Here is a 12,674-nt window from a genome sequence, read left to right as displayed (position 1 = left end):
TCAGTCCGAGAGCCGGCCCAGCTCGTCGAGATGCCGCAGCCCGGGCGTGGACGCGATCACCTGGGTGAAGCTGACCTTCTCGCTGGCGGCGGTGAGCGCGGCGAGCACGGCCAGCACCCCGGCCCGGCCCAGTGGCCCGGTACGCGCGGCGAGGCTCACCCCGAGCAGCGCGCCCAGGGCGTTGGCGCCGCTGTCGCCCACCATGACGCGCTCGCCGAGGTCGTCGCCGACCAGTGCCGCCGAGGCGCCGACAGCGCCCGCCGCGACGCCGCCGTACGGGCCGGTGGTCAGCGGCACGCCGAGCAGCATGCCGGACTTCAGCGCCCGGCCGGGCCGCAGGTCGAGCAGGTTGACCAGGTTGGCGGTGCCGGCCACCACGCCGGCGCCGAGCAGCACGTCGACCCCGCGGCCGAACGCCCCGGCGCTGCGGCGGCGCGGGTGCGCGGCGACCCGGCGGTCGGCGGCCAGCAGCGCCGCGGCGCCCAGCCCGGCCACGCCCACCCCGGCGACCTTCACCATCCCGGCGGTGATCTGCCCCTCGCGCAGCGCGGCGAGGTGCCCGGCGAAGCCCTTGGCGGCCTTCTGCTCGGGACGGGCGCCGACCACGTCGTCGTAGAGGCCGACAGCGCCCGCGCCGAGCCCGGCGACGAGCGCGGCGGCGCCGGCCGGTGCGCTACCGGCGCCCAGCGCGGCGCCGGTGGCCGCGCCGACGGCCAGGGCCGGACCGGCGGCCAGGGTCACCGTGCGGCCCCGGTAGTTGGCGCGTTCCAGCGCCGGCCCGCCCGGCGACGTGCGCGTCTGGCGCAGCACGTAGCGGGCGGCCAGTGCGCCCGCGCCCACGGCCAGCAGCCGACCCAGTCTCACGGGACCTCCTCGATCCGGACTTCGAACGCGACGCGGCACGGACCGGGCGGCCCGGAGCGGTCACCGGGGCAGTGTAGGCACCCGGGTGGCGGCGTTGTCGCCCACGCCGTACTGGCCGGTCTTCTTGTCGGTGAGCTGCTCCGCCAGGGCGAGGCTGGTGGCGAGCTGACCCTGCACGGTGTTGGCGTTGTCGACGGTGGAGATGGTCTGCGACAGCACCGGGTCGCCGCGGACCACGGAGACGAGGTTCCCGCCGGTCGAGCCCATGCCGGCCACCACCAGCGCGCCGGCCCGGTCGAACTGCTCGGCGATCTTCACCACCGACTCGTCCTTCTTCGCCGAGTCCTTGTCCACGTACGGCTGGCCGGTGACCATCACCACCGCCTCGGCGGCGGTGGAGATCCGGTCCGCCGGGGTGAGGTACCCGGCGGTGGCGTACTGCTCCAGCACGGCACGCCGGTCGGCCTCGCTGACCGGCGGGCTTCCGGCAGGGCGGTCGACGAGCACGTTGGCCAGCAGCGCGCTGGATGTCTCCACGCCGTGCCCGTTGCCGGGCAGGTTGCCGGTCGGCGCGCTGTTCGGCCGGGCCGCGGTGACCGCCAGCTCCAGCAGGTTGTTGTTGCTGTCCGGGTTGACGAACTTGTCCTGGACGTTGATCCGGCCGGTGATGTCGGCGCCGGCGGTCTGGAGCATCTTCACCACGCCGTCGGCCTGGTCGCGGCCGGTCGGCAGGGTGAGCACCAGCACCCGGCGGCTGGTCAGCTTGCCGGGCAGGACGAGCTGGGCCATCTCGCCGGCGAAGTCCTCCTCGGTCTCCAACTGCTTCTGCATGCTGTTCACCGACTGGCGCATCAGCGAGTTGTCCTTACGCAGGCCGTTCACCTGCTCCCGGAGCGAGTCGGCGACCGGCCCGTTGAGGGCGGCCGTGCCGACCACCAGGCCGATCGCCAGTGCCAGGAACACCGCGGTCAGGGACACCACGTGGTAACGAAAGTTGATCACGCTTGCAGCCTCTTGATCGTCGGGAGGGCTAGAAGAGCTGGCCGAGTTGGAACACGAAATTGTCCCACCATTCGGAGACCACGCCCAGATACGCCTTCCCGACGGTGGAGACCGCCACGGCGGAGGCCATGGCGGCCAGCGCCGACAGGACCAGCAGCAGCAGCGACGACCCGGAGATGCTCTGCCGGTAGAGCCGGCTGACGCCCTTGGCGTCGACCAGCTTGCCGCCCACCTTGAGCCGGGTCAGGAACGTCGACGCCATGCCCCCGCGTCCCTTGTCCAGGAACTCGACGAGGGTGGCGTGGGTGCCCACCGCCACCAGGAGCGAGGCGCCCTTCTCATCGGCCAGCAGCATGGCCAGGTCCTCGCTGGTGGCCGCCGCCGGGAAGGTGATCGCCGGCACGCCGAGCCCGTTGACCCGGGCCAGACCGGGCGCCCGCCCGTCCGGGTAGGCGTGCACGATCACCTCGGCGCCGCAGCGCAGCACGTCGTCGGTGACCGAGTCCATGTCCCCGATGATCATGTCCGGCGTGTAGCCCGCCTCGACCAGCGCGTCGGCCCCGCCGTCCACGCCGATCAGCACCGGCTTGAACTCCCTGATGTACGGGCGCAGCACGTCCAGGTCGGCCTTGTAGTCGTAGCCGCGCACCACGATCAGGCAGTGCCGGCCCTGGATCTGGGTCTGGATCTCCGGCACGCCGACGCCGTCGAGCAGCAGGTCGCGTTCCTGCCGCAGGTAGTCCATCGTGTTGGCGGCGAACGCCTCCAACTGCACCGACAGGCCCTCCCGGGCGTCGGCCATCGACTTGGCCACGGTCTCGGCGTCCTGCAGTGAGCCGTGCGCGACCGGCTCCTCGCCGGCGAAGACGGTGTTGCCCTCGATGCGGACCCGGTCGCCCTCGCGGACCTGCTCGAAGACGCCCTCGCCGAGATCGTCCAGCAGCGGGATGCCGGCCGAGACCAACACCTCGGGCCCGAGGTTCGGATAGCGGCCGGAGACCGACGGCTTCGCGTTCAGCACCGCCGCCACACCCACCGCGACGAGCGAGTCGGCCGCCACCCGGTCCAGGTCGACATGGTCGATGACCGCGATGTCGCCGGGCCGCAGCCGCCCGACCAGCCGTTTCGTCCGGCGGTCCAGGCGCGCGGTGCCGACGATGGAGCCCGGCTCCGGGTTCCGGCTCCGGCGCAGTGTGGGTAGACGCATCGTGACCATCCTGGCATGTGAGGCAGGTTTTGCTGTCGCGACATGCCTGAGCAGGGCCGCCTACCCAGGGAAGCACACCGGGACCCGCGCCGGTGTGCTTGCGCTCACAATCGGGGTATCACGGACGCCTTTCCTTGGCCGCCACGGCCAGGAGTTCCTCGGCGTGGGCGATACCCAGATCCGAGTCCGGCAAACCGGCGAGCATCCGGGCCAGTTCGCGGGCGCGCTCGGTGTCCTCCACCACACGCACCCCGCTGGTGGTGACCGCTCCCCCGATGTCCTTGGCCACCACCAGGTGCCGGTCCGCGAACGCGGCCACCTGCGGCAGGTGCGTGACCACGAGCACCTGGTGGCTGCGGGCCAGCCGGGCAAGCCGGCGACCGATCTCCACCGCGGCCTGGCCGCCGACCCCCGCGTCGACCTCGTCGAACACCAGCGTGGGCGGGCCACCGGAACCGGCGAAGACCACCTCGATGGCGAGCATCACCCGGGACAGCTCGCCGCCGGAGGCACCCTTCTGCAACGGCAGCGCCGGTGCGCCCGGGTGCGCCAGCAACCGCAGCTCCACCTCGTCGGCGCCGTCCGCGCCGACGCCGGTCTCGACGCCGTTGACCGGCAGGCTCGGCTCGGACCGGCCCGCCGGGCGCGGCAGCACCGCCACCTCGATGCGGGCGTGCGGCATGGCCAGCCCGGCCAGCTCGACGGTCACCTCCTCGGCGAAGCGGACCGCTGCCTCCCGCCGGGACGCCGACAGCCGGCCGGCGAGGTCGGCCACCTCACCGGCGAGCCGGGTCGCCTCGCGGTCCAGCTCGTCCAGCAACTCGTCGGAGGTGTCCAGATCGGACAGCCGGGTCCGGGCCCGCTCGGCCCACGCCACCACGCCGTCGACGTCGTCGGCGTACTTGCGGGTCAGCCCGCGCAGCGCGGCCCGCCGCTCGTAGACGGTCTGCAGGCGGGCCGGGTCGGCGTCCAGCGCGGCCAGATAGGCCGACAGCTCCGCTGACACGTCGGTGACGAGCGTGGCCGCCTCCTCCAGCCGGGCCGCCAGCTCACCCAGCGCCGGGTCGGTGCCGGCCTGCGCCTCGAGGGTGCGCCGCGCGGTGCCGAGCAGCGCGCTCGCGTCCGGCGTCTCGTCGGCCGGCTCCACGCCACCGGCCACGCACTGCTGCGCCACCTGCGCGGCGGTGCGCAGCCCCTCGGCGTGCTCCAGCCGCTGCGCCTCGGCCTTCAGCTCCTCGTCCTCCCCCGGCTGCGGGTCGACCCGGGTGATCTCGTCCAGGCCCAGGCGCAGCAGGTCGGCCTCCTGGTTGCGCTCCCGGGCGTTGCGCCGCCGGTCGGCCAGGTCGTCGACGACTGTGCGCCACCTGGCGTACGTCTCGCGCAGCGCGTCGAGCAGCTTCTCGTGCTCCGGCCCGGCGAACCGGTCGAGCGAGGCGCGCTGCTCGGCCGGGCGCAGCAGGCGCAGCTGGTCGGACTGGCCGTGCACGGCCAGCACCTGCTCGCCGACCTCGCCGAGCGTGGCCACCGGCATGGCGCGACCGCCCAGGTGCGCGCGCGAGCGGCCCTCGATGGTGACGGTGCGGCTGAGCAGCAGCGCGCCGTCCTCGTCGGGCTCGCCACCGGCGTCGAGGATCCGGGCGTGCACCGACTCGGCCACCCGGCCGCCCAGCCGCAGCCGGCCCTCCACGACCGCGCGGCCCGGCTGGGCGCGCACCCGGCCGGCGTCGGCGCGGCCGCCGAAGAGCAGGCCGAGGCCGGTCACCACCATGGTCTTGCCGGCGCCGGTCTCGCCGGTGATGACGTTCATCCCCGCGGCCAGCGGCAGCGTGGTGTCCTCGATGACGCCCAGTCCGGTGATGCGCAGCTCTTCCAGCACAGCACCCGACAGTAGCCCCGCCGTGTGACAGTTGACCAGCCGGCCGGGCGGGGCGCGGGCACCCGTACGGTTCAGCCCGTGCCGATGCGGCGCGTCCCGCGGCGACGTCCACAGTGCGCCCAGGTCGTCCTTGTCGGCCCGCCGCCGGGTCACCGGGACGCCGCATCGGCGCCAGGTCGACACGGGCACGACGGAGTGGGGCCGGGACGCCGGAGACCGCGTCGCCCAGTTCGCGTGCCGCCGCTTCCTCCGGCGGCGGCCCTGCGACCTGTCGGCCCGGCCGGGGTCGACACCCGACCGGACTCGGCGTGCCGGTCCGCCCGCCGCGGGCCGGCTACGACGCTCCGGCGTCCCGACCGTCGCGGTCCCGACCACCCCCTGGCCGAGCCCGCGACAGACGGGCCGCATCCGGGAAACGACGGGCCTCACCGCCGCGCCCGGACTCACCTCTTCGCGGCCCGTACGCCCACCGTAACGCGCGCGAGCGCCGGGGCCGGTGGGCCGAACGGAGAATTTCCGCTGAGCCGCTGGTCAGCGGCGGTTGCCCCGCCAGCCCTGTACGGGCAGGTCGAACTTGGCCACCAGCCGGTCGGTGAACGGGCGGGCACGCAGCCGCACGATGCGCACCGGCAGCGTGCCCCGGCGCACCGTGACCCGGGCGCCGGGCGGCAGGTCGTAGACGCGCCGGCCGTCACAGCAGAGCACCGCCAGGGTGGTGAACGGGTCGACGGTGATGACGAACGTCGACGTGGGCGCGGTCACCAGCGGGCGGCTGAACAACGCGTGCGCGCTGATCGGCACCAGCAGCAGCGCCTCCACCTCGGGCCAGACCACCGGCCCGCCGCCGGAGAACGCGTACGCGGTCGAGCCGGTCGGGGTCGCGCAGATCACGCCGTCGCAGCCGTACCGGGACAGCGGCCGGCCGTCCACGTCCACGAGCAGCTCCAGCATCTGGGCGCGCTCGCCCTTCTCCACACTGATCTCGTTGAGCGCCCACGACTCGATTGTCGGCCCGCCCTCGAACTCGGCGGTGACGTCGAGGGTGAGCCGCTCGTCCACCGTGTAGTTGCGGTCGACCACGTCGCGTACGGCGGTGTCCAGGTCGTCGATCTCCGCCTCGGCGAGGAAGCCGACCTTGCCCAGGTTGATGCCGAGCAGCGGCACCTTGGCCGGTCGGGCCAGCTCGGCGGCGCGCAGGAACGTGCCGTCCCCGCCGAGCGCGAACACGATCTCGGCGCCCTCGGCGGCCTCCGGGCCGGTCACCGGCACCACGCCCGGCAGGTCCAGGTCGTCGGCCTCCTCGGCCACCACCCGCACCTCGAAACCGGCGGCTATCAGGTCGGCGGCCACCGCGCGGGCGTGCTCGGTGCTGCGTCGACGGCCGGTGTGCGTGACCAGCAGGGCGGTACGGCTCACCCGGACACCTCCTCGGTCGTGGCCGCCGTCGCGGCGGCGCCCTGCGGGCCGGCGGCCACCACCGCGCGGACCCGCTCCGGGTCCGCGGCGGGCGCGTCCCCGCGCAACCATACGAAGAACTCGACGTTGCCGCTCGGGCCGGGCAGCGGGCTGGCCGCCACGCCGGCCAGGCCGAGGCCGAGGCCGGCGGCCGTCGCGGCCACGTCGAGCACCGCCTCGGCGCGCAGCGCCGGGTCGCGGACCACGCCGCCGGCGCCGACGCGCTCCTTGCCGACCTCGAACTGCGGCTTGACCATCAGCGCCAGGTCACCGCCGGGGCCGGTGCACGCGGCCAGCGCGGGCAGCACCAGCCGCAGTGAGATGAACGACAGGTCGGCCACCGTCAGGTCGACCGGGCCGCCGATCGCCTCCGGCGTGAGGGTACGCACGTTGGTGCGCTCGAACACCCGGACCCGCTCGTCGGTCCGCAGCGACCAGGCGAGCTGCCCGTAGCCGACGTCCACGGCGACCACCTCGGCGGCGCCGCCGCGCAGCAGCACGTCGGTGAAACCGCCTGTCGACGCGCCGGCGTCCAGGCAGCGCCGGCCGGTGACGGTCAGCCCGCCGGGGGCGAACGCGGCGAGCGCGCCGGCCAGCTTGTGGCCGCCCCGGGAGACGTATGCGTCGGCCGGGTCCTCGCCGGTGACCAGCAGTGGATCGGCCGGGTCGACCATCGCGGCGGCCTTGCGCGCCTGCACTCCGCGCAACTGGACGCGACCCGCCTCCACGAGCGCGGCGGCCTGTTCCCGGGAGCGGGCCAGCCCGCGCCGGACCAGTTCGGCGTCCAGCCGGGTACGACGAGCCATCAGGTGTGTCTCCGCCTCTGCTCAGGCCTGGTCGATGGTGGCGAGGGTCTCGCGCAGCGTCTCGTACGCCGCCTCGTACTGGGCGATCTGGTCGGCCGGGGCGAGCGCCTCGGCGTTGGCCATGCCGAGCACCGCGGCGTCGACCGCCGGGTGCCGGGCCTCGCCGACCTCCTCGACCGGCGCGGGCCGTACCCCCGGGGGTGGCCCGGGCCGCGGGCCCGGCGGCGGGCCGGGCCGGGGCGCGGTCACGAGCCGGCCGCCCGGCGCCCGGTGGCCTTCTTCGCCGGCCGGGCGGGCGCGGCGGGCGAACCGTCGGCGGGGGTGCGGGCCACGGTGGCCGGCGGCTTCTTCGCGATCGCCTTCTTGGCCACCGTCTTCTTCGCCACCGCCCTCGTCGGAGTCGTCGCGGGGGCCTTCGTCGGCGTCGTCGCCGGGGAGGACGCGGCGGGCGAGCCCGTCTTCGTCGGCGGCTCGGTCCCGGCCGGTGCTGCCTCGGACGACTCAGCGTGCGCGGGCCCGGTCTGCGGAGAGGCAGTCGCCCCCGACGGCGCGGTGGCGAGTCCGGACGGCGTGGCGGGCGCCGTCTCGCCCGGCCCGAGGTGGCCGCGCGCCTCACGCAACTGCCGCTCCAGGTCGTGCACGCGGCGGGTCAGCTCGGCGACCTCGTCGGCGGTGGCCAGCCCGACCGCGCCCAGTGCCCGGTCCACCTCGAAGCGGACCAGCTTGGTCAGCGACTCCCGGTTCGCCAGGCCGGTCGCCACCAGTTCCTCGGCGAGCGTCTGGATCTGGGCGGCGGTCGCGCCGCCCTGGCCGACGACGCGCATGACCGCGTCCTGTGCCTTCTTCCGGGGCGCCTCCGTCAGGCCCATGGCCAGCTCGAGGTAGGCGCGCCACGCGTCCTGCATGCCTGAGTCCTTCCGCGGGGCGAGGTGTGCAGGTGCCACGCTACCGGGGACCCCGGACGTCCCATTGCGGTACGGTGCCGGGAACGGCGTGGTTCGTGGTGAGGAGACGATGTGGCCAGCGTGGACGAGTGCCGGCAGGCGTTGCAGGACCTGGCCGCGCGGCTGGACCGCAACGCCGAGGCGCAGGGGCGCATCGACCTGGACCGCACCCTGGCCTGCCGGATCACCGACCTCGGCACCGCGTTCCACGGGCGGCTGGAGGGTGGCCGGCTGGTCGACCTCGCCGACGGCGACGACCCGAAGGCGAAGATCGCGCTGACCACCGGCAGCGACGACCTCGTCGCACTGGTGCACGGCCGGCTCGACGTGATGTCGGCGGTGGCCTCCCGCCGGGTCTCGATCAAGGCGAACCCGTTCGACCTGATGAAGCTCCGCAAGCTGCTCTGAGCGGCCGGCGCCTCAGCCGTCGAGGCCGAACGCGGCGAGCGCCTCGGCCGCCGCCGGGGACTGCGCCCGCACGCGCGGCCCGGCCGCCGTCGACCAGGCCACCCCGCACAGCGCGGCGAGGGCCGCCAGCTGCGGTCCCGCGCCGTCGAGCACGAGATCCCCGCCGGACTCCGTCACCGCCCAGCCGCCCGCGTTCTCCGGGCCCGGCACGGCCACCACAGCGGCCGGGTCGAACAGACCCGCCAGGTCGAACGAGACGTACGCGGGGCGACGCTCCTGCGGCGTGGCCAGCAACTCGGCGGCGTCGCTGACACCGGTGAGCACCAGCAGGCTGTCCAGCCCGGCCCGGCGGGCGCCCTCGATGTCGGTGTCCAGCCGGTCGCCCACCACGAGGGTGCGCCCGGCCCCGGCCCGCCGCGCGGCGGTGGTGAACAGCGCCGGCTCCGGCTTGCCCACCACCACGTCGGGGTCGCGGCCCAGCGCGGTACGCAGCACCGCGACGAGCGAGCCGTTGCCCGGCAGCGGGCCGCGCGGGCTGGGCAGCGTGCGGTCGGTGTTCGTGGCGTACCAGGGCGCGCCCGCGCGTACCGCGAGGGACGCCTCGGCCAGGTCGGACCAGCCGACCTGCGGGCCGTAGCCCTGTGCCACCGCGGCGGGCTCCTCGTCGGCAGTGGACACCGGCCGCAGGCCCACCGCGCGCAGCTCGGCGCGCAGCGCCTCCGCGCCGACCACGAGCACTGGCGCACCTTCGGGCAGCCGGTCGCGGAGCAGTTCGGCGGTGGCGGCCGCGGAGGTGAGCACCTCCGCCGGCTCGGCCGGAACGCCCATGCCGGTGAGCAGGTCGGCCACCTCGCTGGAGCGGCGGGAGGCGTTGTTCGTCGCGTACGCGACCGCGCGCCCCTCGGCGTGCAGCCGGCCGACCGCCTCGACCGCGCCGGGGATGGGCCGGTCGATCAGGTAGATCACGCCGTCGAGGTCGAAGACCACGAGCGAGTACGCGTCGACCAGCCGACCGCCCGCCCCGGCGCGGTCGGGTTCTCCCCGATCCGCGCCGGAGGCGGTGTCACCGGCGTACCCGGTCATCGGCGCTCCGCCGCCTCGCCCTCGCCGCCCGTGGCGTCACCCGGCGCGGACCGGCCGGCCTCGTCCGCCGGGGTGACGTCGGCCGCCGGGCCGTCGGCGGCCACGCCGGTGTCCGGCGTGGTCGTGGCCGGCGTGGTCGGTGCCTCGGCGGTGGCCGCCGTGGTGCCGGCCGCGAGCGAGCCGGCCTCGGCGTCGGTCAGCTCGTCGTCGTCCAGATCGCCGGCGTCCCGGTCCCGGTAGCCGGCCCGCGCCGCGTCCCCGCCCGCACCCGAGGCGGAGTCGTCCTCGCTCAGCCGCGCGTCGTCATCCCGGTCGTCGTCATCCTCGTCGTCGAGGTCGTCGTCGTCGTCGTCGTCGTCGTCATCGTCATCGTCGTCATCGTCATCGTCATCGTCATCGTCATCGTCGTCGTCGTCATCGTCGTCATCGTCGTCGTCGTCGAGGTCATCCTCGTCGTCGTCATTGTCGCGGGCGGCCCCGGCCGACGGCTCGGACGCGTCCGCGTCGTCCTCCGGCTCGTCGTCGCCCTCGATGACCACGCCGTCCAGCTCCAGCAGCCGCTCGGCGGCGTCGGTCTCACCCTCGGAGTCGACGTCGGCGGCCCGGGAGAACCACTCCCGCGCCTCCTCGCGCCGGCCCACCGCCAGCAGGGCGTCCGCGTACGCGTAGCGCAGCCGCGCCGCCCACGGCTCGGTCGAGTCGCCGGTCAGCTCGCGGACCTGGAGCATCGCCACCGCGGCGTCCTTCTGCCCGAGGTCGCCACGCGCCCCGGCAGCCACGATCAGCAGCTCGATCGCGACGGCCTGGTCGAGCTTGTCGCGGTCGGCGCCGCGAAACAGGTCGATGGCCCGCTCCGGCCGGCCCAGCGCCCGCTCGCAGTCGGCCAGCACCGCCAGGTGGCTCTGCAGCCCGCTCATCCGGTGGTACGTCCGCAGCTCGGCGATGGCGGTCTGCCACTCACCGGCGTGGTACGCGGCCAGTCCGACGGCCTCCCGCACGGCGGCGATCCGCGAGGCGAGCCGGCGGGCCGCCATGGCGTGCGCCAGCGCCAGCTGCGGGTCCTCGTCGATCAGCAGACCGGTCGCGACCAGGTGCCGGGCGACGGTCTCCGCCACCGGCTTGGCGAGGGAGAGCAGCTCCGCCCGCACGGCCGAGTCGAGGTCGCTCGCGACGATGTCGTCCGGCAGCTCCGGCGCCTCGCCGGTACGCCCCTCGCCCCGCTCGTCCCGGCGCTCCCGCTGCGGGCCGTAGTTGCCACGGCGGTCGTCGCCACCCGGCCGGTCGCCGTAGCCACGGCGCTCACTGTCGCGCTCGCCCCGGAAGCCGCCCGGCCGCCGGTCGTCGCGACGATCGTCGCGCCGGAAGCCACCGTCACGGTCGCCACCACGGAAGCCGCCCTCACGGCGATCGCCTCCCTGGTAACCGCCCTCGCGACGGTCGCCGCCGGCGTAGCTCTCCCGGCGGTTGTCGCCTCCCTGGTAACCGCCTTCGCGACGATCGCCGCCCCGGAAACCACCGTCACGGGCACCGCCCTCACGACGATCGCCGCCCCGGAAACCACCGTCACGGGCACCGCCCTCACGACGGTCACCGCCCCGGAAACCACCGTCACGGGCACCGCCCTCACGACGGTCACCGCCCCGGAAACCACCGTCACGGGCACCACCCTCGCGGCGGTCTCCACCACGGAAGCCACCGTCACGGTCACCACCGCGGAAGCCACCCTCACGGCGCTCGCCGCCCCGGAAGCCACCCTCGCGACGGTCGCCGCCCTCGCGGCCCCCGCTCCGGAAGCCACCCTCACGGTCGCCACCACGGAAACCGCCCTCGCGGCGGTCGCCACCACGGAAACCGCCTTCGCGACGGTCACCGCCTCGGAAACCACCATCACGGGCGCCGCTCTCGCGACGGTCCCCGCCCCGGAAGCCGCCCTCACGGGCACCACCCTCACGGCGGTCGCCACCACGGAAACCACCCTCACGGCGCTCGCCGCCCCGGAAGCCACCCTCGCGGTCTCCGCCCCGGAAACCGCCCTCGCGGCGGTCGCCGCCCTCGCGGCCCCCGCTCCGGAAGCCACCCTCACGGTCGCCACCACGGAAACCGCCCTCACGACGGTCACCACCACGGAAACCGCCTTCGCGACGATCGCCACCGGCGAAGCCGCCTTCACGACGCTCAGCGCCACGGAAACCACCGTCACGGGCACCCGCCTCGCGGCGGTCGCCGCCCCGGAAACCACCACTCTCACGGCGGTCGCCCCCGCGGAAGCCACCGTCACGCGCGCCGCCTTCGCGACGGTCACCGCCACGGAATCCACCCTCGCGACGCTCCCCGCCGCGGAAACCGCTGTCACGGTCGCCGCCCCGGAAACCGCCCTCGCGACGGTCACCGCCCGGACGGTTTCCACTCCGGAAGCCACCCTCACGGTTTCCACTCCGGAAGCCACCCTCACGGTCGCCGCCCCGGAAACCGCCCTCGCGACGGTCACCACCGCCGAAACCGCCCTCACGGCGGTCACCGCCACGGAAACCGCCCTCACGGGCACCACCCTCGCGACGGTCACCACCGCCGAAACCGCCCTCGCGACGGTCACCGCCACGGAAACCGCCCTCACGGGCACCACCCTCACGGCGGTCACCGCCACGGAAGCCGCCTTCGCGACGGGCGCCGCCACGGGCGCCACTGTCGCGATCGCCACCACGGAAGCCGCCCGGGCGGTCGTCGCGGCCGCCCCGGTACGAGGGACGGTCATCGCGACGGCCGTCGCGGCCGGCGTCACCACGCCCCTGGCCGCGGTCGGCGCGATCCTCGTAACGACGGGGGCGGTCCCCGCCCTGGGGTCCTGAGCTCACAGGTACATCCTTCCTGATGGCGTTTCCGCCGAGAACGCTAACGCAGTCGAGGGCCGCCCCTGCTGGGGCGGCCCTCGACTGGAAGATTGTCCGGCGGTGTCCTACTCTCCCACACCCTCCCGAGTGCAGTACCATCGGCGCTGGAGGGCTTAGCTTCCGGGTTCGGAATGTGACCGG

The 12,674-nt window shown here is 75.0% G+C and carries 11 protein-coding genes, 1 rRNA gene and 1 pseudogene; 2 read left to right on the top strand and 11 right to left on the bottom strand.

Features of this window, described 5'->3' with window-relative positions:
- The 8 genes from AB0B20_RS21610 to AB0B20_RS21575 all read right to left on the bottom strand — a co-directional run bounded on the left by AB0B20_RS21610 (position 1) and on the right by AB0B20_RS21575 (position 8,115).
- Positions 1–864 carry a hypothetical protein gene (locus tag AB0B20_RS21610; protein ID WP_357472861.1) on the bottom strand — a complete coding sequence of 288 codons (864 nt, stop codon included), beginning with the start codon at positions 862–864 and terminating at the stop codon, positions 1–3.
- A 60-nt stretch (positions 865–924) separates the two neighbouring features.
- Positions 925–1,866, bottom strand: coding sequence for a copper transporter (locus tag AB0B20_RS21605; protein ID WP_357388302.1), 942 nt, complete (start codon positions 1,864–1,866; stop codon positions 925–927).
- A 28-nt stretch (positions 1,867–1,894) separates the two neighbouring features.
- Complete coding sequence (gene steA, locus AB0B20_RS21600; protein ID WP_357472858.1) at positions 1,895–3,073, bottom strand: putative cytokinetic ring protein SteA; 1,179 nt, start codon at positions 3,071–3,073, stop codon at positions 1,895–1,897.
- A 118-nt stretch (positions 3,074–3,191) separates the two neighbouring features.
- On the bottom strand, positions 3,192–4,949 hold the full coding sequence (gene recN / locus AB0B20_RS21595) for a DNA repair protein RecN (protein WP_357472855.1): 1,758 nt from the start codon (positions 4,947–4,949) through the stop codon (positions 3,192–3,194).
- 531 nt (positions 4,950–5,480) lie between these two features.
- Positions 5,481–6,365: an NAD kinase gene (locus AB0B20_RS21590; RefSeq protein WP_013285580.1), complete on the bottom strand. Its 885-nt coding sequence runs from the start codon at positions 6,363–6,365 to the stop codon at positions 5,481–5,483.
- Positions 6,362–7,210, bottom strand: a complete 849-nt coding sequence (locus AB0B20_RS21585; RefSeq protein WP_357388296.1) for a TlyA family RNA methyltransferase — start codon at positions 7,208–7,210, stop codon at positions 6,362–6,364. Before AB0B20_RS21585 ends, AB0B20_RS21590 begins: the two co-directional genes overlap by 4 nt.
- Positions 7,211–7,231: 21 nt before the next feature.
- Complete coding sequence (locus AB0B20_RS21580) at positions 7,232–7,459, bottom strand: hypothetical protein (protein WP_073831637.1); 228 nt, start codon at positions 7,457–7,459, stop codon at positions 7,232–7,234.
- Positions 7,456–8,115 carry a hypothetical protein gene (locus tag AB0B20_RS21575; RefSeq protein WP_357472851.1) on the bottom strand — a complete coding sequence of 220 codons (660 nt, stop codon included), beginning with the start codon at positions 8,113–8,115 and terminating at the stop codon, positions 7,456–7,458. The genes AB0B20_RS21580 and AB0B20_RS21575 overlap by 4 nt, the downstream gene beginning before the upstream one ends.
- A 111-nt stretch (positions 8,116–8,226) precedes the next feature.
- Between AB0B20_RS21575 and AB0B20_RS21570 the strand changes: the two genes are divergently transcribed.
- Entirely contained in the window at positions 8,227–8,562 is a 336-nt protein-coding gene (locus AB0B20_RS21570; RefSeq protein WP_357388290.1) for an SCP2 sterol-binding domain-containing protein, read from the top strand.
- 12 nt (positions 8,563–8,574) lie between these two features.
- Here AB0B20_RS21570 and AB0B20_RS21565 read toward each other — a convergent pair whose 3' ends face one another.
- On the bottom strand, positions 8,575–9,645 hold the full coding sequence (locus AB0B20_RS21565; RefSeq protein WP_357472848.1) for an HAD-IIA family hydrolase: 1,071 nt from the start codon (positions 9,643–9,645) through the stop codon (positions 8,575–8,577).
- A 503-nt stretch (positions 9,646–10,148) separates the two neighbouring features.
- A pseudogene (locus AB0B20_RS21560) lies at positions 10,149–10,760 on the bottom strand (Replicase polyprotein 1ab); the annotation flags it as partial.
- Here AB0B20_RS21560 and AB0B20_RS21555 point away from each other — a divergent pair.
- Complete coding sequence (locus AB0B20_RS21555; RefSeq protein WP_357472843.1) at positions 10,737–12,491, top strand: hypothetical protein; 1,755 nt, start codon at positions 10,737–10,739, stop codon at positions 12,489–12,491. The pseudogene AB0B20_RS21560 and the gene AB0B20_RS21555 overlap by 24 nt on opposite strands.
- 94 nt (positions 12,492–12,585) lie before the next feature.
- Here the strand turns inward: AB0B20_RS21555 and rrf are convergent.
- A 5S ribosomal RNA gene (rrf, locus tag AB0B20_RS21550) occupies positions 12,586–12,674 on the bottom strand; the annotation flags it as partial.

The organism is Micromonospora sp. NPDC049151, assembly GCF_040648395.1.
Lineage (GTDB): Bacteria > Actinomycetota > Actinomycetes > Mycobacteriales > Micromonosporaceae > Micromonospora.
This window is presented reverse-complemented; position numbering and strand designations above follow the sequence as displayed.